General features: G+C 69.4%; 23 protein-coding genes. 11 read left to right on the top strand and 12 right to left on the bottom strand.

Translation table 11 applies throughout. The features are described 5' to 3' along the window. Positions 1-85: 85 nt before the first annotated feature. Positions 86-1,015 carry an ornithine carbamoyltransferase gene (gene argF / locus LGN10_RS26905; RefSeq protein ID WP_006482207.1) on the bottom strand — a complete coding sequence of 310 codons (930 nt, stop codon included), beginning with the start codon at positions 1,013-1,015 and terminating at the stop codon, positions 86-88. 414 nt (positions 1,016-1,429) lie between these two features. On the opposite strand from argF, the gene LGN10_RS26900 reads away from it, so the two are divergent. After that, positions 1,430-1,750 carry a DUF3579 domain-containing protein gene (locus LGN10_RS26900; RefSeq protein ID WP_034178852.1) on the top strand — a complete coding sequence of 107 codons (321 nt, stop codon included), beginning with the start codon at positions 1,430-1,432 and terminating at the stop codon, positions 1,748-1,750. A gap of 156 nt (positions 1,751-1,906) precedes the next feature. Here the strand turns inward: LGN10_RS26900 and rpsT are convergent, their stop codons facing one another. After that, complete coding sequence (gene rpsT, locus LGN10_RS26895) at positions 1,907-2,179, bottom strand: 30S ribosomal protein S20 (RefSeq protein ID WP_006482211.1); 273 nt, start codon at positions 2,177-2,179, stop codon at positions 1,907-1,909. A 302-nt stretch (positions 2,180-2,481) separates the two neighbouring features. Between rpsT and murJ the strand changes: the two genes are divergently transcribed. Continuing rightward, entirely contained in the window at positions 2,482-4,032 is a 1,551-nt protein-coding gene (murJ, locus tag LGN10_RS26890; protein WP_059578388.1) for a murein biosynthesis integral membrane protein MurJ, read from the top strand. Between the two features lie 8 nt (positions 4,033-4,040). Beyond that, on the top strand, positions 4,041-4,883 hold the full coding sequence (locus LGN10_RS26885) for a SirB1 family protein (RefSeq protein WP_060313760.1): 843 nt from the start codon (positions 4,041-4,043) through the stop codon (positions 4,881-4,883). 229 nt (positions 4,884-5,112) lie between these two features. Here LGN10_RS26885 and adk read toward each other — a convergent pair whose 3' ends face one another. From adk to lpxK, 4 genes are all read right to left on the bottom strand, one after another. Next, complete coding sequence (gene adk / locus LGN10_RS26880) at positions 5,113-5,775, bottom strand: adenylate kinase (protein ID WP_226225584.1); 663 nt, start codon at positions 5,773-5,775, stop codon at positions 5,113-5,115. A 207-nt stretch (positions 5,776-5,982) separates the two neighbouring features. Continuing rightward, positions 5,983-6,774: a 3-deoxy-manno-octulosonate cytidylyltransferase gene (gene kdsB / locus LGN10_RS26875; RefSeq protein WP_089465083.1), complete on the bottom strand. Its 792-nt coding sequence runs from the start codon at positions 6,772-6,774 to the stop codon at positions 5,983-5,985. Positions 6,775-6,897: 123 nt separating this feature from the next. Then, a complete protein-coding gene (locus LGN10_RS26870) occupies positions 6,898-7,092 on the bottom strand; it encodes a Trm112 family protein (protein WP_006482216.1) in 195 nt (64 codons plus the stop codon). Next, positions 7,073-8,101 carry a tetraacyldisaccharide 4'-kinase gene (gene lpxK, locus LGN10_RS26865; RefSeq protein WP_059644854.1) on the bottom strand — a complete coding sequence of 343 codons (1,029 nt, stop codon included), beginning with the start codon at positions 8,099-8,101 and terminating at the stop codon, positions 7,073-7,075. Before lpxK ends, LGN10_RS26870 begins: the two co-directional genes overlap by 20 nt. 493 nt (positions 8,102-8,594) lie before the next feature. Here lpxK and xseA point away from each other — a divergent pair, with 493 nt between their 5' ends. After that, complete coding sequence (gene xseA, locus LGN10_RS26860; protein WP_226225583.1) at positions 8,595-9,977, top strand: exodeoxyribonuclease VII large subunit; 1,383 nt, start codon at positions 8,595-8,597, stop codon at positions 9,975-9,977. A 229-nt stretch (positions 9,978-10,206) separates the two neighbouring features. Further along, entirely contained in the window at positions 10,207-10,785 is a 579-nt protein-coding gene (gene sodB, locus LGN10_RS26855; RefSeq protein ID WP_059578375.1) for a superoxide dismutase [Fe], read from the top strand. A 111-nt stretch (positions 10,786-10,896) separates the two neighbouring features. Here the strand turns inward: sodB and chrA are convergent, their stop codons facing one another. Both chrA and LGN10_RS26845 read right to left on the bottom strand, forming a co-directional pair. After that, the gene (gene chrA / locus LGN10_RS26850; RefSeq protein WP_226225582.1) at positions 10,897-12,108 is read right to left on the bottom strand and encodes a chromate efflux transporter; all 1,212 of its coding nucleotides are present in this window, start codon (positions 12,106-12,108) and stop codon (positions 10,897-10,899) included. Between the two features lie 117 nt (positions 12,109-12,225). After that, positions 12,226-12,933 (bottom strand): Crp/Fnr family transcriptional regulator, encoded by a 708-nt coding sequence (locus tag LGN10_RS26845; protein WP_059644863.1) that lies wholly within the window; start codon positions 12,931-12,933, stop codon positions 12,226-12,228. An 81-nt stretch (positions 12,934-13,014) separates the two neighbouring features. Here LGN10_RS26845 and LGN10_RS26840 point away from each other — a divergent pair, with 81 nt between their 5' ends. Next, entirely contained in the window at positions 13,015-13,539 is a 525-nt protein-coding gene (locus LGN10_RS26840; protein WP_059578369.1) for a DUF962 domain-containing protein, read from the top strand. A 238-nt stretch (positions 13,540-13,777) separates the two neighbouring features. Next, positions 13,778-14,383 (top strand): class I SAM-dependent methyltransferase, encoded by a 606-nt coding sequence (locus LGN10_RS26835; protein ID WP_226225581.1) that lies wholly within the window; start codon positions 13,778-13,780, stop codon positions 14,381-14,383. A gap of 26 nt (positions 14,384-14,409) precedes the next feature. Here LGN10_RS26835 and LGN10_RS26830 read toward each other — a convergent pair whose 3' ends face one another. Together LGN10_RS26830 and mdtD are read right to left on the bottom strand one after the other, a co-directional pair. Then, positions 14,410-15,684, bottom strand: a complete 1,275-nt coding sequence (locus LGN10_RS26830) for an EAL domain-containing protein (RefSeq protein ID WP_059578360.1) — start codon at positions 15,682-15,684, stop codon at positions 14,410-14,412. A 168-nt stretch (positions 15,685-15,852) separates the two neighbouring features. Further along, a complete protein-coding gene (mdtD, locus tag LGN10_RS26825; protein WP_059578356.1) occupies positions 15,853-17,289 on the bottom strand; it encodes a multidrug transporter subunit MdtD in 1,437 nt (478 codons plus the stop codon). A 237-nt stretch (positions 17,290-17,526) separates the two neighbouring features. Between mdtD and LGN10_RS26820 the strand changes: the two genes are divergently transcribed. Then, a complete protein-coding gene (locus tag LGN10_RS26820; protein WP_226225580.1) occupies positions 17,527-17,850 on the top strand; it encodes a DUF2917 domain-containing protein in 324 nt (107 codons plus the stop codon). Here LGN10_RS26820 and LGN10_RS26815 read toward each other — a convergent pair. Next, the gene (locus LGN10_RS26815; RefSeq protein ID WP_059578352.1) at positions 17,823-19,055 is read right to left on the bottom strand and encodes a citrate/2-methylcitrate synthase; all 1,233 of its coding nucleotides are present in this window, start codon (positions 19,053-19,055) and stop codon (positions 17,823-17,825) included. The genes LGN10_RS26820 and LGN10_RS26815 overlap by 28 nt on opposite strands. A gap of 140 nt (positions 19,056-19,195) precedes the next feature. On the opposite strand from LGN10_RS26815, the gene LGN10_RS26810 reads away from it, so the two are divergent. Further along, positions 19,196-20,587 (top strand): CoA transferase, encoded by a 1,392-nt coding sequence (locus LGN10_RS26810; RefSeq protein ID WP_226225579.1) that lies wholly within the window; start codon positions 19,196-19,198, stop codon positions 20,585-20,587. 21 nt (positions 20,588-20,608) lie between these two features. Here the strand turns inward: LGN10_RS26810 and LGN10_RS26805 are convergent, their stop codons facing one another. Next, positions 20,609-21,355, bottom strand: a complete 747-nt coding sequence (locus LGN10_RS26805) for a GntR family transcriptional regulator (protein WP_006489667.1) — start codon at positions 21,353-21,355, stop codon at positions 20,609-20,611. A 167-nt stretch (positions 21,356-21,522) separates the two neighbouring features. Here LGN10_RS26805 and LGN10_RS26800 point away from each other — a divergent pair, with 167 nt between their 5' ends. After that, positions 21,523-22,368: an aldo/keto reductase gene (locus LGN10_RS26800; RefSeq protein WP_059578345.1), complete on the top strand. Its 846-nt coding sequence runs from the start codon at positions 21,523-21,525 to the stop codon at positions 22,366-22,368. A 52-nt stretch (positions 22,369-22,420) separates the two neighbouring features. After that, on the top strand, positions 22,421-22,799 hold a 379-nt coding region (locus LGN10_RS26795), incomplete at its 3' end, for a hypothetical protein (protein ID WP_226225577.1).

Here is a 22,799-nt window from a genome sequence, read left to right as displayed (position 1 = left end):
CGCAGCGCGCGCCGGTTTCGGCGCACCCAAACGAAAAGCGCCGATCGTCGACCGGCGCTTTTTTACGCGTGTGCGCTGCCGCGCATCAGTGCTTCAGACGGCCGAGCAGCAGGAACTCCATCAGCGCCTTCTGCACGTGCAGGCGGTTTTCCGCTTCGTCCCACACGACGCTCTGCGGGCCGTCGATCACGCCGGCCGTCACTTCCTCGCCGCGGTGCGCGGGCAGGCAGTGCATGAAGAGCGCATCCGGATTCGCATGGCCCATCATTTCCTCGTCGACGCACCAGTCGGCGAATGCCTGCTTGCGCGCTTCGTTCTCGGCCTCGAAACCCATGCTCGTCCAGACGTCGGTCGTCACGAGATCGGCGCCCTTGCACGCTTCGTTCGGATCGTCGAACACCTCGTAGAACGGTGCGCTGTCGGGCGACACGAGCTTCATGTCGAGCGCATAGCCCGGCGGGGTGGACAGGCGCAGCTTGAAGCCGAGGATCTGCGCGGCTTCGATCCACGTGTAGAGCATGTTGTTCGCGTCGCCGACCCACGCGACGGTCTTGCCGGCGATCGGGCCGCGGTGCTCGTAGTACGTGAAGATGTCGGCGAGCACCTGGCACGGGTGGTATTCGTTCGTCAGGCCGTTGATCACCGGCACGCGGGAATTCTGCGCGAAGCGCGTGATCACGTCCTGCTCGAACGTGCGGATCATGATGATGTCGACCATCCGCGAGATGACCTGCGCGGAATCCTCGACGGGCTCGCCGCGGCCGAGCTGCGTGTCGCGCGTGCTCATGAACACGGCGTGGCCGCCGAGCTGGAAGATCCCGGCCTCGAACGACAGGCGCGTGCGCGTCGAGCTCTTCTCGAAGATCATCGCGAGCGTGCGGTCGTGCAGCGGGTGATAGGTCTCGTAGTTCTTGAACTTGCGCTTCAGGATACCCGTGCGTTCGAGCACGTACTCGTAGTCTTCCAGCGAGAAATCCTTGAACTGCAGGTAGTGACGAATGGTTTTGGCGGTCATGAAACGAAATACGGCGGGTCTCACCCGGCAGCGAGGCCGGACGGCGCCGCCGTCGGGTGTGGATAACTCAAAGCAGCATAAAGGATTTTCCGTGCTTTGACGAGCCGCGACGCGACGCGGGGCAGCGTCGCCGCGCGTGGCCGGCGGTGCGGGTAGACGGGCGTCGGGACGACGCGCGATGGCGCGCTGCGGTATAATCCAAAAGTTTTCTCCAGCCCGGCAGGCAAGGCTTTTCGCGCTCTGCCGGACACAAGCCGTGCGCTGCACAAATCCGGTGCAGTCCACCGGCGGCGCACATCGACGCCCCGTTTTCGGGATATCGGAACGCTTGTGCCGCTTGCCACTCCAGCTTTGTGTTCGCGTATCCAGGCGCCGTTGCCTGGGGCATCGCCGGGCCGTCACTTGGGTAACCACATGGCTGAAACCCCTCCGACCGAATTCTTCATCCAGGGCATCACGAAAGACGGGAAAAAGTTTCGCCCGAGCGACTGGTCGGAACGTCTGGCCGGTGTGATGGCCTGCTTCGGGCCGGGGGCGAGCGGGCCGAATGCGCGTCTCAAGTATTCGCTGTACGTGCGCCCGACGATGCTCGGCGACCTGAAATGCGTGATCCTCGATTCGCGGTTGCGCGACATCGAGCCGATGGCTTTCGATTTCGTGCTGAATTTCGCGAAGGACAACAACCTCGTCGTGACCGAGGCGTGCGAACTGCCGGACTACGGCGCGAAGAAGTGAGTGTGATGCCGGCGGGCGAGGGCGCGAGCTGCGCCAGCCCGGGCAAATCCTGCCGCCGCCCGATGCGCCGGCGGCAGGCAACAAAAAAGCCCGCCTAGGCGGGCTTTTTCGTGATCGCAGGAAACAGGAGCGCCCGCTCGCGCGGGCGCACCGGATTTACGCTGCTGCCTGCAGACCCTTGACGGCTGCGGCCAGGCGGCTCTTGCTGCGAGCGGCCTTGTTCTTGTGAACGATCTTCTTGTCGGCGATCGTGTCGATCGTCTTCACGGCAGCCTTGAACAGCTCGGCAGCCTTTGCCTGGTCGCCGGCTTCAACAGCCTTGCGAACCGACTTGATCGCGGTACGGAATTTCGAGCGCAGCGCCGAGTTGTGCGAGTTTGCCTTCGCGGCCTGGCGGGCGCGCTTGCGTGCTTGTGCGGAGTTAGCCATGACGGTTCCTTATCCTGTCCTGTTTCCAGAGCTTGGAGCCTGACGGCCAAGCGCTGCTTTTCGATCCGTCCCCTGAGAACGATTGCCCAGGGACGCATAAAAAACGGTGATTTTAACCGAGGCCGGGACATGAAAACGGCAGTTGCCGTGCATGTACGAGCCCAGAAACCGGCGATTATAGCAACAAAATCAAGCGAGCGGCAAGTTCGACGTAACGCTCGCCGGGCGGGCCGCGGGCGGCGGCCGTGCTTTTCGGCATCGGCGATGGCCGGGTCGCGCAACGTCCGTATAATAAGCGCCCCATGAATCTATTCCGAGCCCTGCTGACGGTCAGCGGCTTCACGCTGCTGTCGCGCGTGACCGGACTGGCCCGCGAGACGCTGATCGCCCGTGCGTTCGGCGCCAGTCAATACACCGACGCGTTCTACGTCGCCTTCCGTATTCCGAACCTGCTGCGCCGCCTGTCCGCCGAAGGCGCGTTCTCGCAGGCGTTCGTGCCGATCCTCGCCGAGTTCAAGAACCAGCAGGGGCACGATGCGACGAAGGCGCTCGTCGACGCGATGTCCACCGTGCTCGCGTGGGCGCTGGCCGTGCTGTCGGTCGTCGGCATCGCCGGCGCGTCGTGGGTCGTGTTCGCGGTCGCGTCCGGCCTGCACGGCGACGGCCAGGCGTTCCCGCTCGCGGTCACGATGACGCGGATCATGTTCCCGTACATCGTGTTCATTTCGCTGACGACGCTCGCGTCGGGCGTGCTGAACACGTACAAGAGCTTCTCGCTGCCCGCGTTCGCGCCGGTGCTGCTCAACGTCGCGTTCATCGCCGCGGCCGTGTTCGTCGCGCCGCACCTGAAGGTGCCGGTCTACGCGCTCGCGTGGGCCGTCATCGTCGGCGGTGTGCTGCAGTTTCTCGTGCAGTTGCCGGGCCTGAAGAAGATCGACATGGTGCCGCTGATCGGCGTCAACCCGCTGCGCGCGCTGCGTCATCCGGGCGTGAAGCGCGTGCTGGCGAAGATGGTGCCCGCGACGTTCGCGGTGTCCGTCGCGCAATTGTCGCTGATCATCAACACCAACATCGCGTCGCGGCTCGGGCAGGGCGCCGTGTCGTGGATCAATTATGCCGACCGCCTGATGGAATTCCCGACCGCGCTGCTCGGCGTCGCGCTCGGCACGATCCTGCTGCCGAGCCTGTCGAAGGCGCACGTCGACGCCGATTCGCACGAATATTCGGCGCTGCTCGACTGGGGGCTGCGCGTCACGTTCCTGCTCGCGGCGCCGAGTGCGCTCGCGCTGTTCTTCTTCGCGACGCCGCTCACCGCGACGCTGTTCAACTACGGCAAGTTCGACGCGCATACCGTCACGATGGTCGCGCGCGCGCTCGCGACCTACGGAATCGGCCTCGTCGGCATCATCCTGATCAAGATCCTCGCGCCGGGCTTCTATGCGAAGCAGGACATCAAGACGCCCGTGAAGATCGCGGTCGGCGTGCTGATCGTCACGCAACTCTCGAACTACGTGTTCGTGCCGCTGATCGGCCACGCGGGCCTCACGCTGAGCATCGGCGTCGGCGCGTGCCTGAATTCGCTGCTGCTGTTCCTCGGGCTGCGCAAGCGCGGCATCTACCAGCCGTCGCCGGGCTGGCTGCGCTTCTTCGTGCAGCTCGTCGGCGCGGCGCTCGTGCTCGCGGGCCTGATGCACTGGTGCGCGATCAGTTTCGACTGGACGGGCATGCGCGCGCAGCCGCTCGATCGCATCGCGCTGATGGCTGCGTGCCTCGTGCTGTTTGCTGCACTATATTTCGGTATGTTGTGGGTGATGGGCTTCAAATACGCTTACTTCAGAAGGCGCGCCAAGTGACGACCGCAATGACCCGCGTCCTCGACTACTTCAGCACGCTCGTGGCGGACGACGACAGTCTGCCCGTCACGGAAGCCGCGCTGTCGCTGGCGCAGGACGCGTATCCCGACCTCGACCTGCAAGGCACGCTGGCCGAACTCGACATGCTGGCGGCGCGGCTGCGCCGGCGGCTCGCCGACGATGCGGACCTGAAGGGCCGCGTCGCCGCGCTGAACGACTTCTTCTTCCGCGAGCTCGGCTTCGCGTGCAATCACAACGATTACTACGACCCCGATAACAGCCACCTGAATGCCGTGCTGAAACGGCGGCGCGGGATTCCGATCTCGCTGTCGGTGCTGTATCTGGAGCTCGCCGAGCAGATCGGCGTGCCGGCGCGCGGCGTATCGTTTCCCGGCCATTTCCTGCTGCGCGTGACGCTGCCGGACGGCGACCTGATCATCGATCCGACCAACGGCCATTCGCTGTCCGAGGCCGAGATGGTCGAGATGCTGGAGCCGTACGTCGCGCGCGCGGCCGGCGCCGTCGACAGCGCGTTGCGCGCACTGCTGCAGCCCGCGACGAGCCGCGAGATCATCGCGCGGATGCTGCGCAACCTGAAGACGATCTATCTGCAGACGGAACGCTGGCAGCGGCTGCTCGCGGTGCAGCAGCGGCTCGTGATCCTGTTGCCCGAGCAGCTCGACGAGGTGCGCGACCGCGGCTTCGCGTATGCGCGGCTCGACTACCTGCGTCCCGCGCTCGAGGATCTCGAGCAGTATCTCGGCGAGCGTCCGGAGGCGGAAGACGCGACCGTCGTCGAGTCGCAGGTCAGCGAATTGCGGCAGCGGATGCAGCGCGACGGCGAGGATTGAGCGACCACCGCACCGGCTCCGGTACGCGACAATGACGCCCGCACCGCGGGCGTTTTTCTTGCGCGCGTGCGTTGACTTCGGCTGCATCCGGATCACACCGTCGACGCGAATCACTTCGCCGCCGAGCATCGGATTCGTGCGGTGGCGACACGCGCCCGGTCGTGCAAATCGCGCGCAGGCAAAAAAAAGCCGCCCGGAACGGGCGGCCTGCCAGTGCGCGACGCGCGGCTTACTTCAGTGCGTCAAACGCGCGCTCGCGGATTTCGTCGACGGTGCCGAGGCCCGAGATCTTGCGATACTGCGGCGCCTTCAGACCGTTTTCCTCGCCGCGCTGCGCCCAGTCGCCGTAGTACGTGATCAGCGGCTTGGTCTGCGCTTCGTACACTTCGAGACGCTTCTTGACCGTTTCTTCCTTGTCGTCGTCGCGCTGGATCAGCGGTTCGCCCGTCACGTCGTCGAGACCTTCGACCTTCGGCGGATTGAACTTGACGTGATACGTGCGGCCCGATGCCGGGTGCGTGCGGCGGCCGCTCATGCGCTCGACGATTTCCGAGAACGGGACGTCGATCTCGAGCACGTAGTCGATCGCGACGCCGGCTTCCTTCATCGCGTCAGCCTGCGCGATCGTGCGCGGGAAACCGTCGAACAGATAGCCGTTCGCGCAGTCGGGTTCCATCAGGCGCTCCTTCACGAGGCCGATGATCAGCGCGTCCGGCACGAGCTTGCCGGCGTCCATGTAGCCCTTCGCCTCGACGCCGAGCGGCGTGCCGGCCTTAACGGCCGCGCGCAGCATGTCGCCCGTCGAGATTTGCGGGATGCCGAATTTTTCCTTGATGAAGTTTGCCTGGGTGCCCTTTCCCGCGCCGGGCGCGCCCAACAGGATCAAACGCATGGTGATATCTCCAAGTATGTAGATTCGTGTGGCGAGACACAAACGTGCCGGCGACAGTGGGCGCGGGGCTTGCACGGCGCGTGGCGGACCGGTCTGATGCGGCGCGTCGGTTCGAGCGACGCGCGGCTGCCGGCGGAGCCACGGGCGGGTCAAGCGAGGACGCGCTGGTCGCGGACGGCTCGCACAATCGCCTGATTATGCCATGGGTTATTTTGAACCCGGCCGAAAAAGGGCCTGCACGCGCGCGAGATCGGCCGGCGTATCGATGCCGGCTTCGGGCGCGGATTCGGTGATCAGCACCGCGATGCGCTCGCCGTGCCACAGCGCGCGCAGCTGTTCGAGCTGCTCGGCCTGCTCGATCGGCGCCTGCGCGAGCGACGGATAGGTGCGCAGGAAACGCGCGCGATATGCATAGAGGCCGATGTGCCGGTAGACCGGGAAAGCCGGCGCCGGCATGGCCGCGACGTCGGGCCAGTGCGGCTGATATGCGTCGCGGCTCCACGGAATCGGCGCGCGCGAGAAGTACAGCGCGACGCTCTGCGCGTCGAGCGCGACCTTCACGACGTTCGGGTTGAACACGTCGGCCGCGTCGTGGATCGGGTGGGCCGCGGTGGCGATCGCGCACGCCGGATGCGCGGCCAGGTGCGACGCTACGTCGCGGACCAGCGCGGGGTCGATCAGCGGTTCGTCGCCCTGCACGTTGACGACGACGGTGTCGTCGCGCCAGCCGAAAGCCGCCGCGACTTCCGCGAGCCGGTCGGTGCCGGACGGATGATCGGCGCGCGTGAGCACCGCGTCGAAGCCGTGATCGCGCGCCGCGTCGAGCACGCTCTGCGCGTCGGATGCGACGAGCACCTGCTGCGCGCCCGCTTCGCGCGCGCGCTCGGCGACACGCACGACCATCGGCTTGCCGCCGAGATCGGCGAGCGGCTTGTTCGGGAGCCGCGTCGACGCGAGCCGGGCGGGAATGACGGCGATGAAGGGTTGCGGGTGAGTCATCGGGAAGCGCTGAGAAGAACGAGGCGGGCGACGCCGGAAGCCGGTCGCCCGGCGGAGTGCGGCGGCCCGGCCGGGGCCGGGCCGTCGGTGTCGAATCGTCGCGCCGGCGAGCGGCGCGGCGGCTCAGCGGCCGGCTGGGTCGACCGGCGTGCCTTCGACGGTCTGGCGCGCTTCGTCGACGAGCATCACGGGGATGCCGTCGCGGATCGGGTACGCGAGCTTGTCCGCGTTGCAGATCAGCTCCTGCGCGGCGCGGTCGTAGTGGAGCGGGCCTTTGCAGATAGGGCACACAATGATTTCAAGCAGGCGAGCGTCCACGGAGTTTCTCCACAACGAGGGCAATGAGGCGAGGGTCGAGCGCGGCTTCGACGGGGACCACCCACAGTCGGGCGTCGCGCCAGGAAGCGCCCAATTTTACTGCATCCTTCTCGGTGATCAGGATCGCATCGACGGCATCGTCGACGAACGGATTGTCCGCGAACGCGTAATGGTCGGGCAGCGCGCGGGTCGCCGGCGCGAGGCCGGCCGCGCGCAGCGTCGCGAAGAAGCGCTCCGGCGCGCCGATGCCGGCCGCGGCGAGCACGCGTTCGTTCGCGAATTGCGACAGCGGGCGGCGCAGCGCGGGCTGGTCGAGGTGCCACGCGGCGCCCGGCGTCAGCGCGAGTGCGTAGGTGTCGGGCCACGGCGGCAGCGCGCCGCTGTACGGATCGTTGACGAGCGTCGCGTCGCGGTGCCGCGACAGCGGCTCGCGCAGCGGCCCGGCCGGCAGCAGGAAGCCGTTGCCGCCGAGCCGGTGGTCGAACACGACGAGCTCGACGGTGCGCGCGAGGCGGTAGTGTTGCAGGCCGTCGTCGCTGACGATCACGTCGACGTCCGGGTGCGCGGCGCGCAGCGCCTGCGCGGCCGCGACGCGGTCGGGGCACACCCACACGGGCGCGCCGGTGCGGCGCGCGATCAGCAGCGGTTCGTCGCCGGCCGCACCCGCGCGCGACGCCGGCGTGACGGCGGTCGGCGCCTTCACGGTCGCGCCATAGCCGCGCGACACGACGCCAGGCGTGAAGCCGGCCGCGCGCAGCGCGTCGACGAGCGCGATCACGGTCGGCGTCTTGCCGGTGCCGCCGACGGTCACGTTGCCGACCACGACGACCGGCACGCCGACGTCGATCGGCTGCTTCCAGCCTTGCGCGTAAGCAGTGCGCCGCAGCGCCGCGCACAGGCCGAACACGCACGCGAACGGCGTGAGCGCCCACGCGAGCGCGCCGCGCCGCTGCCATTCGCGTGTCAGGCGCGCTTCGAGCCGCGCGAGCGGGCCGCCGGGCGCGCTCATCGGGCCGGGCGCGGCGCGTCGTGCGCCGCGGCGAGGGACGGATTCGTCAAGGCGGATTCTCCGTTGGGCGGCGCGTGCCGCAGGGCCGTGGAAGGCGGCACTCTAGCGCGCCGCACGCCGACGCGGCAAGCGCGACCGGCCGACCCGGCCCGACCCGGCCCGACCCGGCCCGACCCGACCCGGCCCGACCCGGCCGACGGGGCGGGATCGTGCCGGCCTGTGGATAACTCTGTGAAGAACTCCCCGGTCGATGGCCTCAAACGCCCGTCCGGCGGGCATCGAATCGGATGAGAATCATTCTGAAAGGTTTAAAAAATTATAAAAATCAAGGCGTTACGGAGAATCGTCTGGATTTTTTGGCGGTTTCCGCGCGTTTTACGCGGACGAATGTCAGCGTGTGGACACCTTCCACGCGTGGCGGCGAATACGGCGACGCTGGACGCCGCGCGCGTGTCGGACTATCGTGACGCCGCCAGCATTCATCCGACCGCCCATGCTTTCCGATTCTCCTTTTTCCGCACCCGGCGCCACGCGCGGCGGCGACGAAGTGATTCCCGTTTCGGCGCTCAACCGTGCGATTTCGACGATGCTCGAGCGCGCGTTTCCGCTGCTGTGGATTTCCGGCGAAGTATCGAACTTCACGCGCGCCGCGAGCGGCCACTGGTATTTCTCGATCAAGGACCAGCAGGCGCAGATGCGCTGCGTGATGTTCCGCGGCCGTGCGCAATACGCGGAATTCACGCCCCGCGAAGGCGACCGCATCGAGGTGCGCGCGGTCGTCACGATGTACGAGCCGCGCGGCGAAGTGCAGCTCAACGTCGAAGCCGTGCGGCGCACCGGACAGGGGCGCCTGTACGAGGCGTTCCTGCGGCTGAAGGCGCAGCTCGAAGGCGAGGGCCTGTTCGCCCCCGAACGCAAGCGGCCGTTGCCGGCTCATCCGCGCGCGATCGGCATCGTCACGTCGCTGCAGGCCGCCGCGCTGCGCGACGTGCTGACCACGCTCGCCCGGCGCGCGCCGCACATTCCGGTGATCGTCTATCCGGCTCCCGTGCAGGGCGCCGGTTCCGCCGAAAAGCTCGTCGCGGCCGTCGCGACCGCGAATGCGCGGCGCGAGGTCGACGTGCTGCTGGTGTGCCGCGGCGGCGGCTCGATCGAGGATCTGTGGTCGTTCAACGACGAAGCGCTCGCGCGTGCGATCGCGGCGAGCGAGCTGCCGGTCGTGAGCGGCGTCGGGCACGAAACCGATTTCACGATCGCCGATTTCGCGGCCGACCTGCGCGCGCCGACGCCGACCGGCGCGGCCGAACTCGCGAGCCCGCGGCGCGCGCTGCTGCTGCGCGAGGTCGACGAGCGCCAGCGCGCGCTCGCGCGCGGCATGGCGCGCCGGCTCGAACAGCGCGCGCAGCAGCTCGACTGGCTCGCGCGCCGGCTCGTGAGCCCGGCCGAGCGGCTGCAGCGGCAGCGTACGCACGTCGAGCAGCTCGCGGTGCGGCTCGCGTCGGCGGCGTCTCGGCCGGTGCGCGATGCGCGCGCGCGTTTCGCGCTCGCGCAACTACGCTGGCAGCGCGCGCGGCCCGACGCGTCACAGGCGCGCCACGCGCTCGCGGGGTTGTCGCAACGTCTCGCGGTCGCGTTGCAGCGTCGTCACGAACGCGACACTGCGCGTGTGTCGGCCTGTGCCGCACGGCTCGAGGTGCTGAGCCCGCAGCGTACGCTCGAGCGCGGCTATGCGGCGTTGATCGATGCGCAGACGGGCCGCGCGGTACGCGCGCCGAGCGCGCTGAAGCCGCAGCGGCGCCTGACCGTGCATCTCGCCGAAGGCGCGGCCGACGTGTCGCTCGCCGACGTGCAGCCGCGGCTGACCGATACGATCTGACGCAAGCGTCGCGCGCGAGGCGCGAGGATCATCGCAACGCATGCCGCGCGGCCGGGCACGAATGCTGCGCATCGTCCGGTTCGCCCTGCCGGACGTTGCGCCAGCATCGCTTTTCCGCATACCGCGGATAAATGGCCCGTGAGTTTGCGGGGTTATTCGTCCTCGCCTACAATCGGACGCTCGGCAGCATCCAACACAGCCTCCCTACATACTCAACGAAGGAATCGCCATGGCTCATACGCTCCCGCCGCTCCCGTACGCTGAAGACGCACTCGCGCCGACCATCTCGAAAGAGACGATCGAGTACCACTACGGCAAGCACCACCAGGCTTATGTGACGAACCTGAACAATCTGATCCCGGGCACGGAATTCGAAAACCTGCCGCTGGAAGAGATCATCAAGAAGTCGTCGGGCGGCATCTTCAACAACGCCGCGCAAATCTGGAACCACACGTTCTTCTGGAACAGCCTGTCGCCGAACGGCGGCGGCGCACCGTCGGGCGCGCTGGGCGACGCGATCAACGCGAAGTGGGGTTCGTACGACGCATTCAAGGAAGCGTTCACGAAGGCCGCGGTCGGCACGTTCGGTTCGGGCTGGGCATGGCTCGTGAAGAAGGCCGACGGTTCGCTCGACATCGTGTCGACCAGCAACGCCGCCACGCCGCTGACGACCGCCGACAAGCCGCTGCTGACGATCGACGTGTGGGAACACGCGTACTACATCGACTACCGCAACGCGCGTCCGAAGTTCGTCGAAGCGTTCTGGAACATCGTGAACTGGGACTTCGCAGCGAAGAACTTCGCGTAAGTCCGGCGCCTGCGCGCCGTCACGGCGCGCGGCATCGAACAAGGCCCTCGGAGCCTCGGTTTCGAGGGCTTTTTGTTTTTGTCCCGCCCCGAACGTGTCGCGCCGGCCGGCTCAACCGGCCATGCCGAGCAGCCAGCCGAGCGCCGCGCTCGCGATCACGACGGCCCAGGGCGGCACGCGCCAGAACACCAGCGCGACGAACGCGACCAGCGCGGCGGCCAGGTCGCGCGGCGCGACGATCGTGTCGGTCCAGACCGGGTGATAGAGCGCGGCGAGCAGCAGCCCGACGACGGCCGCGTTCACGCCGGCGAGCGCTGCCTGCATGCGCGCGCTGCGGCGCAGGCGTTCCCAGAACGGCGCGGTGCCGGCGATGAGCAGGAACGACGGCGCGAAGATCGACACGAGTGCGATCGTGCCGCCGAGCCAGCCATTCGGCGCGTCGCGCAGCGACGCACCGAGAAATGCCGAGAACGTGAACAGCGGCCCCGGCACGGCCTGCGCGACGCCATACCCGGCGAGAAACGCCGAATCGCCGACCCAGCCCGGCGCGACCACGGCCGCCTGCAGCAGCGGCAGCACCACATGGCCGCCGCCGAACACGAGCGCGCCCGTGCGGAAGAACGCATCGACGACGGCCAGCGTATCGGAGCGCAGCGCGCGGGCCGCGAACGGCAGTGCGGCGAGCAGCGCCGCGAACAGTGCGAGCCACAGCACGCCTGCGCGCGGCGACACGTGCAGCGGCAACGGTTCGTGCGCATCGCGTGCCGGCTGCGGCAGCACCGCGAGACCGGCGGCCGCGGCCACCGCGATCACCGCGACCTGCGTCCACGCGGCCGGCGCGAGCAGCGCCACGCACGCGGCCGCGGCCATCAGCGTGACGCGCCGCGCATCGGGGCACAGCGTACGCGCCATGCCCCACACGGCTTGCGCGATCACCGCGACCGATACGATGCGCAGCCCGTGCAGCGCGCCGGCTTCGATCGGCGCGCCTGTCGCGTGAACGCCGAGCGCGAACAGCATCATCAGCAGCGCCGACGGCAGCGTGAAGCCGAGCCACGCGGCGAACATGCCGGCATAGCCGGCACGCGCGAGACCGATCGCCATCCCGACCTGGCTGCTCGCCGGCCCGGGCAGGAACTGACACAGCCCGACGAGATCGGCATAGGTGCGCTCGGTGAGCCAGCCGCGCCGCGTGACGAATTCCGCGCGAAAGTAGCCGAGATGCGCGACCGGCCCGCCGAACGACGTGAGGCCTAGCCGCAGGAACGCGATGAATACGGGCCACGGATGACGGGCGGGGGCGGGGACGGTCGACGTGTTCAAGGCGATGCGCGCGGTGGACGGAAACGAGCCGCCACGATAGCGCAACTCGGCCGCCGCGGGCAGCGCGTCGCGGCCGATACAGGCTGATAGGGGCCGATAGAGGCCGTGGCGCGCCGTTCAGTACGCGCCGTCGCCGAGCCCGCTCGCGCGGCGCAACGCGTCGACGTCCACGAGCTCGATCTCGCCGACGTGCAGCCGCACGACGCCATCGGCCTGCAGCGCCTTCAGCAACTGGTTGGTCGTCTGCCGCGTCAGCGACAGCATCGACGCGAGCATTTCCTGCGACAGCCGGATGTGCGTGCGCCCGGCGCTGATGCCGCCGTAGCCTTCGGCGATCATCAGCAGCCGCGCGGCAAGCCGCTGCGCGGCCGGCATCACGCTTATCGATTCGACCGTCAGGAAGCTCAGGCGCAGCTTTTGCGCCATCAGCAGCGCGAACTGCCGCCAGTATTGCGGCGTCGTATCGAGGATCGCGAGCAGCGCGGCCTGCGGTACGTGCAGCAGCAGCGTGTCGTCGAGCGCGATGGCGTCGTGCGTGCGCGGACGGCCGTCGAACAACGCGATCTCGCCGAACCAGGTGACGGGCTCCGCCACCGTCAGCAGCGCTTCCTTGCCCTGCGGATCGACCGCGCCTATCGTGAGTGAACCGGCCAGCACCGCGTACAGCCCGCACGGCGGGTCGCCGCGCCGGAACAGCGCCTGGCCGGACGGCAGATGGCGCGGCGTCGCGCGGGCGATCAGCTCCGCGCGCAGCGCGGGCGGCAGCGCGGCGAACCACGGGTTCGCTTCGATCTGCGGCAGGTACGGGGCGAGCGAGGAAGGCATGGGCGCGCGATGTCGGGTAGCTGACAGCGGTTCTCGGGCGTGATGCGCATCATAGCGCTCAATAACCGATCAGGAGACGCCATGAAGACCCTCGAAGACTATCTTTCCCAGTATGCGGCCTACCATCGCGACGCGCGCAACATCGCGACGCATCTGGTCGGCATCCCGATGATCGTGTTCGCGATCGCGGTGCTGCTGTCGCGGCCGGCGCTCGGGACGCCGGCCGGCATCGCGCTGTCGCCCGCACTGCTGCTCGCCGTCGCGTCCGCGGCGTTTTACCTGCGTCTCGACCTGCGGTTCGGGATCGTGATGGCCGTGCTGTTCGCGCTCGCCCTGTGGGCCGCGCAGTCGCTGGCGCTGAGGCCGACCGCGCAATGGCTCGCGATCGGCATCGGCGCGTTCGTCGTCGGCTGGATCGTGCAGTTCGTCGGGCACTGGTTCGAAGGCCGCAAGCCCGCGTTCGTCGACGATCTGACCGGCCTGATCGTCGGGCCGCTGTTCGTCGTCGCCGAGGTCGCGTTCTTCGCGGGGCTGCGCGGCGACGTGCGCCGCGAAGTCGAGCGGCGCGCGGGCCCCGTGCACGGCGGCGCGCATTCACCTGTCTGATGCGCCGGCCGGGCCGGTCCGCCTGTTCGGCGCGGGCGCTTCGGTGCGCCGGCGCCGGTCAATGCGCGACTGTGCGCGCTCGTTCACGACGCGGCAAGCGCGGCGGCGCGTCAGGCGTCGCGTGCGGCGCGCGTGCAGGCCGCGCAGGCCGGCGTCGCACCATCCGCCGTCGGCGCAGGCCGTACGCAACGGCTAAGATGCGGAGTGCGTCATACGACGCCTTTGCGGAGCAATCGCCATGGTGGATCGCCCGACCCTCGATGCCTACGACGCCCATGCCGCGCAATACGCGCAGGACTGGCTCGACCAGGCTGCGCCCGACGACATGTACGCACTGCTCGAACAGTATTTCTCGCCGGGGCTGACCGCCGACGTCGGCTGCGGCGCGGGGCGCGATACGGCGTGGCTCGCGTCGCGCGGCTTCGACGTGCGCGGCTACGACGCGAGCGCCGCGCTGCTCGACGAGGCGCGGCGGCGCCATCGGGATCTGATTTTCGAGCGGGCCGCGCTCCCGGCGCTGGCCGGCGTACCGTCCGGCGCGTTTCGCAACGTACTGTGCGAAACGGTGGTCATGCATCTCGAACAGGCGGACGCGGCGGCGGCCGCCGCGCGGCTGGCCGATCTGCTGATGCCGGGCGGCACGTTGTACCTGAGCTGGCGGGTGGCCGGAAACGGCGTGCTGCGCGACGAGCGCGGCCGCCTCTATACGCCGCTCGATTCGGCGCGGATGCATGCGGCGCTCCGCGCCGGCGTGCACGTGATCGACGAGCACGAGATCGTCAGCGCATCGTCCGGCAAGCGCGTGCACCGGTTGATCGTGCGCAGGGCGGGCGGCGACGCGTGAGCGCGCCGCGCCGGCGCACTTGGCACTTACTCGCGGCTGAGCGCCGCTTCCCAGTTGATGTCGACGCAGAGCACCTGCATGCCCGTCGCGGCCGGTGCGGCGATCGACGCGGTCACGCACAGGTGCGCCTCGTTGATCGACAGGTAGGGCGGCGTCAGATGCACGCCGCCCGGCGCGCGCATCGCGTCGATGAAGTACGGGCGGCGTTCCCAGCTCGCGCCTTCGGAATGCAGCAGCGGCCGGAAGCGCTTCGCGCGTTGCGACACGCTGCCGCGCGCGAGCACGTTGTCGCCGATCTGGCGGCCCGACGCGTCGAGCAGGAAGCAGCGTGCGGTCTCGGGCAGCCCGAGCACCGCGGCCGCCGCATCGGTGAGCGATTCGCCCGCGCCGAGCTTGCGGCTCGCTTCCTCGAGCGCGGCGACGTACGGCGCGAGCCGTTCCGCCTGCGTGCGCTCGCGCTGCGCGACGCGCAGCCGCAGCGCGGCCGACAGCGTATCCATGCAGCCCGCGGCGGCCTGCGGCTGCACGGGGTCGACGCTCGGCCCCGCGAAGTACTGGCCCTGCACGAAATCGACGTCGCATTCGAGCGCGATCAGCGCGTCGCGTTCGGTCGCGAGCCCACCCATCAGCACGAGCTGGCCGGATTCGTGCAGCAGCGACACGAGCCCCGGCAGCACGCGTTCGAGATGCGAGTGCTCGCTCGCCTGCGCGAGGATGCCGCGGTCGAGCGTGACGATGTCGGGATGCAGGTGCCACACGCGATCGATGTTCGAATGCTTCGCGCCGAATCCGACGAGCGCGATCAGGAAGCCGGCCTTGCGCAGCCCGTCGATGATCGCCGCATAGCGCGGCGTCTCGCCGCCGGCCTGTTCGGGCACCTCGAGCACCACGCGGTGCGGCGGCAGCCCGAGCGCCTTCAGGTTCGCGAGCAGCGCGTCGCCGTACACGGTGTCCATCAGCGCGGCCGGATGCAGGCTCAGGAAGAGCCACTCGTCGTGGCTGTCGAACGCGTGGAAGTTACCGAGATGCAACGATTCGGCGAGCCGGCCGAGCTCGAGCAGGTCGCCGCGCCGTGCCGCCTGCGTGAACACCTCGTGCGACGCCACCTGACGGTTTTCCTCGTCGTGCGCGCGCAGCGACGCGTGATAGCCGATCGCGCGCCGGTGCGACACCGAGAAAACGGGCTGAAACACGCTGAACACGGTGTAGCCGCCGTACAGCACGGTGCGCCGGTTCCCGTCGTCGCCGGCGACCGGGCGGGGCGGCTGAAAGCCGGGGGGATCGATTTCGATCATGCTCATGATGTCGGCCGAAGGAAGGCTGCCAGTTTACCTACAGAATAGGCCAGCAAGAAGCATGCACGGCGGCATGGCGCCGTGTACGGCCGCCCGGCGCGGCCGGTACGCGGGCGGCCGGGTCGCGTTGCACCGCGATGGTGCGCGCCGGCCCGATTCGGCGCGCGCCGCGCGTCACGCGCGCTCGGACGGGTCGGTCTTGCGCGCCGGGCCGCGGATCTCGGGCGCGAGCTGCGCGAAGATCCACGCGGACGCGGCCGTGATGATCCCGACGCAGATGAACGTCGCGTGGAACGCCGGCAGCGTGTTGCTCGGCGTCACGGTGCGCAGCATGCCGGTGAACGTCGCCAGCAGCGCGCCGGCGACCGTGACGCCAAGGCTCATCGACAGCATCTGCACGAGCGAGAACAGGCTGTTGCCGCTGCTCGCGCCGCCGGTGCCGAGATCCTTCAGCGTCAGCGTGTTCATCGCGGTGAACTGCATCGAGTTGAAGCCGCCGAACAGCGCGAGATGCACGACCTTCACCCACACCGGCACCGTGTCGCGCATCAGCGCGAAGCTCGCCATCATCACGCCGACCATGATCGTGTTCGCGAGCAGCACCTTGCGATAGCCGTGCTGCGTGATCAGGCGCGTGATGATCCGCTTCGAGAACATGCCGGCCGCCGCGACCGGCAGCATCATCAGCCCGGCCTCGAATGCCGAGTAGCCGAGGCTCACCTGCAGCAGCAGCGGGATCAGGTACGGCATCGCGCCGCTGCCGATCCGCGCGAACAGGTTGCCGAGCAGCCCGACGCTGAACGTGTGGATCTTGAACAGCTCGAGCGAGAAGATCGGCTGCGGCGCGCGCACCGCGTACAGCCCGTACGCGACGAAGCACGCGAGGCTCAGGACCAGCAGCACCAGCACGGCCGCGTGCTGCATGCCGAGATCGGCGAGCCCGTCGAGCGACAGCGAGATCGCGACCATGCCGATCGTCAGCAGCAGATAGCCCTTCAGGTCGAAGCGGCCGGCGGCCGGGTTGCGCGAATCGGGCATCGAATAGAAGGTCGCGATGCAGCCCGCGACGCCGACCGGCACGTTGATCAGGAAAATCCAGTGCCACGACGCGATCTTCACGAGCCAGCCGCCGAGCGTCGGCCCGATCAGCGGGCCGATCAGGCCCGGAATCGCGACGAACGACAGCGCGGGCAGGTAGCGCTCGGCCGGAAACGTGCGCAGCACCGCGAGCCGCCCGACCGGCAGCAGCATCGCGCCGCCGACGCCCTGCACGACGCGGAACGCGACGAGCTGCGTCAGCGTATGCGCGTTCGCGCACAGCAGCGAGCCGAGCGAGAACACCAGGATCGCGCTGAAGAACACGCGTCGCGTGCCGAACGTGTCGGCGAGCCAGCCCGACACGGGGATCATCACCGCCATCGTCAGCGAGTACGCGATCACGACCGATTGCATCCGCAGCGGCGATTCGCCGAGGCTCGCGGCCATCGACGGCAGCGCCGTGTTGACGATCGTCGCGTCGAGCGTCTGCATGAAGAAGCCCGTCGCAACGAGCCAGAGCATCACGGTGAGGTTTTTTTCGCCGGGAGCGGCGGCGGGCGGGCGTTGGAACATGAGGGCGGGGTGGTGGCGCGGGACAGCCGACATTGTAGGGAAAGCCGCCGCGCCGTGCAGGTTCGGGGCGATATGTGATGCGGCCCGACTCGACCTCGGCCGGCCGCGCCACGGGAAGCCTGTCCCCGTCGGGCGGCCAGTACAGTTCAGCCGAAAGCGTCCGCGGCCGTATCTGTCCGTGTGCCGCCTCCGTCCGAAATACTGGTGTCGTCGAACCCGTGCGACCAGGAGGCTGCCATGCGCGAACTGCGACTTTACGTGATGGACGGCGACGAGCCGGCCGGCCGGTGGCGGATCGTCGATCTCACGCTGCTCGAAGTGGCCGAAGGCGACGTGTGGGTGACCGTCGAGGGCCGGCCCGACGATCACTGGTTGGGTGCGGGCGCATCGCTGACGTTGCTGCCCGGCATGCGCGCGTGGGTCGGCGCCGGGCCGCGCGGCGCGACGTTCGCGTTCGGCCCGCTCGCGGCGCCGGCCGTGCGCTCGACGTCCGCGTGGTGGCGTCCGTTCGCCGCGTGGCGTCACGGCCGGCGTCACACGGCCGCGTCGCTGCCGACGTAGCGTGCGCGTGGCCGGATCAGCTTTCCGTCCGCGTACTGTTCGAGCGCGTGCGCGATCCAGCCGGCCGTGCGGCCGGCCGCGAACAGCGTGAACGCCGCGCCGTCGGGCAGTGCGAGCGTGCGCTCCAGCACTGCGAGCGCGAAATCGATCGCCGGCCGCAGGCCCGTCGCCGCTTCGACGCGCGCGGCGAGCGCGCGCGCCACGCGCAGCGCCGGCCGCTCGGGCGCCGCCGCGTGCAGCGCATCGAGCAGCGCCCGGGCGCGCGGATCGCCGTCGGGGTATAGCGGGTGCGCGAAGCCGGACAGGGCCGTGCGGCCGCCGTCCGCGCGTTCGTCGTGCGCGAGCCGCAGCGCGAGGTAGCGATCGAGATCGGCGGCGCGGGCCGCTTCGTCGAGCAGCGTGCCCGCGCGGAACGTCTCGCCGCCGTGACGCGGCCCCGACAGCGCCGCGAGCCCGCCGGAGATCGCGCCGAACAGATGGGTGCCGGTCGACGCGATGCAGCGCACCGCGAAAGTCGACGGATTCAGTTCGTGATCGGCGCACAGCACGAGCGCGCGCCGCAGCAGGTCGGCTTCGGCGCGCCGTCGCACGCGCCACGCGGCCGCGAGCTGCCGGTGCACGGGCGCGTCGCCCGGCGCGATGCCGGCGAGCGCGGCCGTCGCGACGCGCAGCAGCAACGCGGCGGAATCGAGCTGTGCATCGCGCCCCTGCGCCCACAGGCGCGGCAGCGATGCAGCCGCGGCCGGCAGCAGCACCAGCGCGCGTTCGAGCGGCGCGAGCGGCGCCCAGCGATGGGCCCAGTCGCGCCACTGCGCCGCGTCGAAACCGGTCGATGCGAGCGACGCGGCGGCCAGCCGCGCGGGCGGACAATCCCACAGCCGCGCGGCCGTTTCCTCGAGTGTTGCCGTATCGGCTAGCGCGATCGCATCCGCGCCGCGATAGCGCAGGCGGCCGTCGGCGATCTGCGTGATCCGCGATTCCAGGACCGGCACGCCCCAGTCGAGCGAACGTTCGGCGACACCGCCCGCGCGCTTCGCGTCGGCGCGGCGGCGCGCGAGCAGGCGCACTTCGTCGGCGTCGTAGCGGCGGCGCTTGGTCGCGCCGTCGGGCAGCGAGCGCAGCAGGCCGCGGCTCACGTATGCATAGAGGGTGCTCACGCTGACGCCGAGCATGCCGGCGGCTTCCTGCGCACTGAGGGACGTCATGCCGGTTGCTCCTGTCGCCGCGCATGAAGCGCGGAACCGCTACAACTATTCGTTATGTATTGATTCGCGCAATCAAGATTGATCGCGCCTGTCGCGAATTCTAGACTCGATTCCGTCTCCTCAACGGTATCTCCTTCACCATGACACCCGAATCCGCATTGGCGCATCTTTGGCAACTCGCACACGGCGAGCGCGACGCGCTGGCTCGCACGACCGTGACCGGGCAGGACCCGACGTTGCCGTCGACGTTTCATGTGGGCACGCTTGCCGCCGCGACGATCGCCGCGGCGGCGCTCGCGGCAGCCGAATGCCATCGGTTGCGCACGGGCGTGGCGCAATCGGTCGACGTGTCGGTGCGCGACGCGCTCGTGGCGTTTCGCAGCGAACGCTACCTGCGCGTGGACGACGGGCCGCCGCCCGAGTTGCGTCATCCCGTCACCGGCTTCTTCGAGACGGGCGACGGACGCTGGATTCAGCTGCACGCGAATTTCCCGCATCACCTGCACGGCATTCTCGACGTGCTCGGCTGCGGCCCGCAGCCGGCCGACGTCGCCGCGGCGATTCGCACGTGGGACGGCGCGGCGCTCGATACCGCGCTGGCCGACGCCGGCCTGTGCGCGGCATTGATCAGAATGCCTGACGAATGGGCGGCGCACGAGCAGGCGCGCGCGATCGCGTCGCTGCCGCTGTTCGAGATCGAGCGGATCGGTGACGCGCCGCCCGAGCCGATCGGCCGCGGCGAGGGCGGCCGGCCGCTGGCCGGCGTGCGCGTGCTCGATCTCACGCGCATCATCGCGGGGCCGGTCGCGGGCCGCACGCTGGCGTCGCATGGCGCGCAGACGCTGCTCGTCAACGGCCCGCACCTGCCGAACATCGCGCCGCTCGTGATCGACAACGGACGCGGCAAGCGCTCGACGTGGATCGATCTGCGCGACGCGGCAGGCGTCGATACGCTGCACGCGCTGGCGCGCGAGACGGACGTGTTTCTGCAGTCGTACCGGCCCGGCGCGCTCGCCGCGCGCGGGTTCGCGCCGCGGGCGCTGGCCGAGCGGCGGCCCGGCATCGTCTACGTGTCGGTGTCGGCGTACGGGCACGCCGGGCCGTGGGCGAAGCGGCGCGGGTTCGACAGCCTCGTGCAGTCGGCGAGCGGAATCGCATGGCACGAGCAGCAGGCCGCGCAGGCGAGCGGGCCGCGCCATCTGCCATGCCAGGCGCTCGACCATGCAACGGGGTATCTCGCGGCGTTCGGCGCGATGATCGCGCTCGCCCGGCGGGCGCGCGAAGGGGGAAGCTGGCACGTGCGGACGTCGCTCGCGCAGACGGGGCGCTGGCTGCAGTCGTTCGGCGCCGTGCCGGGCGGGCTGCACGCGCCCGATCTCGCGCTGGCCGACGTGCGCGACCGGATCGAGCGCGTCGCGTCGCCGTTCGGCGTGCTCGACACCGTGCGGCCGGCCGAGCGGTTGTCGGCGACGCCGCCGTCGTTCGCGCGTCCGCCCGTGCCGCTCGGCACCGACGACGCGCGCTGGTTGTGAGCGCCGGCGCCTCGCCTCGCGTTACTTGCGCAGCTCGACGACGAAATCGTAGTAGTCGTTTCGGCAGTAGGTATCGGTCAGTTCGATCGCGCGCTGGTCGGACGTATAGCCGATCCGCGTGATCAGCAGCAGGGCGTCGTGCGGGGCGATGCCCATCTGTTCGGCGATCTCGTCGGTTGCGTTGACCGCGCGGAAATGCTGCAGCGCGCGCACGATCGGCGTGCCGCGCGCTTCGAGATAGCTGTACAGGGAGCCGACGATCGCCTGCGGATCGGGAATCAGCGTCGCGGGGAACGTCGAGTTCTCGACGGCCATCACGATGCCGTCGGCCAGGCGCAGACGTTTCAGCCGCGTAACCGATGCGGCCGGCGACAGCCCGAGCTGGATCACTTCGTCGCGGTTGGCCGGCTGGATTTCGCGCGCGAGCCACTGCGAGCTCGGCTTGAAGCCGCGGCGCTCGAGCATTTCGCTGAAGCTCGACAGCCGCGACAGCGGATCCTCGTAGCGCGGCTGGATGAAGTTGCCCGCGCCCTGCGTGCGGCGGATCAAGCCTTGCTCGACGAGCAGCGCGATCGCCTTGCGCGCGGTGATGCGCGACACGCCGAGCGCTTCGGACAACACACGCTCGGAAGGCAGCGCTTCGCCGGCCGTCCAGCGGTTGTCGTGGATTGCATCGCCGAGCTTGCGGGCGAGCTGCAGGTAGAGCGGCGTATCGTTGTCGGGGTCGGGGCGCAGGTCCTGCCAGCGGTCGTCCGTGGGTGCCTTCATACAATGGGTATCGATCAGGTTGCGGCCATTCTAAGTCATCATGCCGTGCCGTTATAGCCGGTTTTTGCCGCGTGACAGGCCCGAGGCGTACCGATTGACTACACTGATGCGTCGTATCCGATGCTTCGGCCGCGGTGCGCGGCCACGAATCCGCAACGAGGAAACGCATGACAGACACGATCGCCACGGTCGTCTTGCCGAACGGCGAGACGATTCCGAAGCTGGGCCTGGGCACCTGGGAAATGGGCGAGCGGCCGGCGCGGCGCGCGGACGAGATCGCCGCGCTGCGCGAGGGCGTCGAACTCGGGATGACGCTGGTCGATACGGCCGAGATGTATGGCGACGGCGCGACCGAGGAACTGGTCGGCGACGCACTCGCGGGCCTGCGCGACGACGTGTTCCTCGTCAGCAAGGTCTATCCGCACCATGCGAGCCGGCGTGGGGTCGTCGCTGCGTGCGACGCGAGCCTCAAGCGCCTGCGAACCGATCGCCTCGACCTGTACCTGCTGCACTGGCGGGGTTCGGTGCCGCTCGAGGAAACGGTCGAGGGTTTCGACGCGTTGCAGCGTGCGGGCAAGATTCGCCACTGGGGCGTGAGCAACTTCGATACGGCCGACATGGCCGAACTCGTCGACGAGGCGGGCGGTGGTGCGTGCGCCACCAACCAGATTCTCTACAACATCGCGCGACGCGGCCCGGAATTCGACCTGCTGCCGTGGCTGGCCGAGCGCCGGATACCGGCGATGGCATACAGTCCGGTCGATCACGGGCGGCTGCCGAAACGCTCGCCGCTCGACGAGATCGCGCGGCTGCGCGGCGTGTCGGTGATGCGCGTCGCGCTGGCATGGGTGCTCGCGCAGCCGGGTGTATTCGCGATTCCGAAGGCGTCGCGAATCGAGCACGTACGCGACAACCGCGCCGCGCTCGATGTCGTGTTGAGCGATGACGAGCGCGTGCAGCTTGACGCGTATTTCCGTCCGCCGCGCAGCAAGCGCGCGCTCGAGATGCTCTGACCCCGGGCAACGCTTGGGGTCAGTGGTTGCCGCCGGGCGATCCGCCGTTGCCGTGACCGCCGCCGTTGCCGCGACCGCCACCGTTGCCGTTGCCGTTGCCGACACCGTTGGCCCCGCCGTTGCCGGCGCCTCCGCTGCCATTGCCGTTACCGTTGCCGCCGCCATTGCCGTGGCCGCCGGTGCCATTGGCGCCGCCGCTCCCGCCGCCGTTACCGTTTCCGCCGCCATTGCCGTGGCCGCCGCCGCCGTTGCCGTGGCCGCCGCCATTGCCATGGCCTCCGCCGCCAGCACCGCCGCCACCAGCACCGCCGCCGCCAGCACCGCCGCCAGCACCGCCGCCAGCACCGCCGCCAGCACCGCCGCCAGCACCGCCACCAGCACCGCCACCAGCACCGCCACCAGCACCGCCGCCGCCGCCACCGCCACCGCCG

It is taken from the genome of Burkholderia sp. AU32262 (genome assembly GCF_020419985.1).
Taxonomy (GTDB): domain Bacteria; phylum Pseudomonadota; class Gammaproteobacteria; order Burkholderiales; family Burkholderiaceae; genus Burkholderia; species Burkholderia semiarida.
Note: the sequence above shows the minus strand (reverse complement) of the source record. Positions and strands in the feature narration are given on the sequence as shown.

Coding starts and splice junctions, on each gene's coding strand:
- LGN10_RS26815 (WP_059578352.1), bottom strand. CDS start 19,055: ATGACGTCCCTCAGTGCGCAGGAAGCCGCCGGCATGCTCGGCGTCAGC.
- LGN10_RS26840 (WP_059578369.1), top strand. CDS start 13,015: ATGAAGACCCTCGAAGACTATCTTTCCCAGTATGCGGCCTACCATCGC.
- xseA (WP_226225583.1), top strand. CDS start 8,595: ATGCTTTCCGATTCTCCTTTTTCCGCACCCGGCGCCACGCGCGGCGGC.
- sodB (WP_059578375.1), top strand. CDS start 10,207: ATGGCTCATACGCTCCCGCCGCTCCCGTACGCTGAAGACGCACTCGCG.
- LGN10_RS26820 (WP_226225580.1), top strand. CDS start 17,527: ATGCGCGAACTGCGACTTTACGTGATGGACGGCGACGAGCCGGCCGGC.
- LGN10_RS26800 (WP_059578345.1), top strand. CDS start 21,523: ATGACAGACACGATCGCCACGGTCGTCTTGCCGAACGGCGAGACGATT.
- LGN10_RS26885 (WP_060313760.1), top strand. CDS start 4,041: ATGACCCGCGTCCTCGACTACTTCAGCACGCTCGTGGCGGACGACGAC.
- argF (WP_006482207.1), bottom strand. CDS start 1,015: ATGACCGCCAAAACCATTCGTCACTACCTGCAGTTCAAGGATTTCTCG.
- mdtD (WP_059578356.1), bottom strand. CDS start 17,289: ATGTTCCAACGCCCGCCCGCCGCCGCTCCCGGCGAAAAAAACCTCACC.
- adk (WP_226225584.1), bottom strand. CDS start 5,775: ATGCGTTTGATCCTGTTGGGCGCGCCCGGCGCGGGAAAGGGCACCCAG.
- LGN10_RS26900 (WP_034178852.1), top strand. CDS start 1,430: ATGGCTGAAACCCCTCCGACCGAATTCTTCATCCAGGGCATCACGAAA.
- rpsT (WP_006482211.1), bottom strand. CDS start 2,179: ATGGCTAACTCCGCACAAGCACGCAAGCGCGCCCGCCAGGCCGCGAAG.
- LGN10_RS26845 (WP_059644863.1), bottom strand. CDS start 12,933: ATGCCTTCCTCGCTCGCCCCGTACCTGCCGCAGATCGAAGCGAACCCG.
- lpxK (WP_059644854.1), bottom strand. CDS start 8,101: ATGAGCGCGCCCGGCGGCCCGCTCGCGCGGCTCGAAGCGCGCCTGACA.
- LGN10_RS26835 (WP_226225581.1), top strand. CDS start 13,778: ATGGTGGATCGCCCGACCCTCGATGCCTACGACGCCCATGCCGCGCAA.
- LGN10_RS26810 (WP_226225579.1), top strand. CDS start 19,196: ATGACACCCGAATCCGCATTGGCGCATCTTTGGCAACTCGCACACGGC.
- murJ (WP_059578388.1), top strand. CDS start 2,482: ATGAATCTATTCCGAGCCCTGCTGACGGTCAGCGGCTTCACGCTGCTG.
- LGN10_RS26830 (WP_059578360.1), bottom strand. CDS start 15,684: ATGAGCATGATCGAAATCGATCCCCCCGGCTTTCAGCCGCCCCGCCCG.
- kdsB (WP_089465083.1), bottom strand. CDS start 6,774: ATGACTCACCCGCAACCCTTCATCGCCGTCATTCCCGCCCGGCTCGCG.
- LGN10_RS26805 (WP_006489667.1), bottom strand. CDS start 21,355: ATGAAGGCACCCACGGACGACCGCTGGCAGGACCTGCGCCCCGACCCC.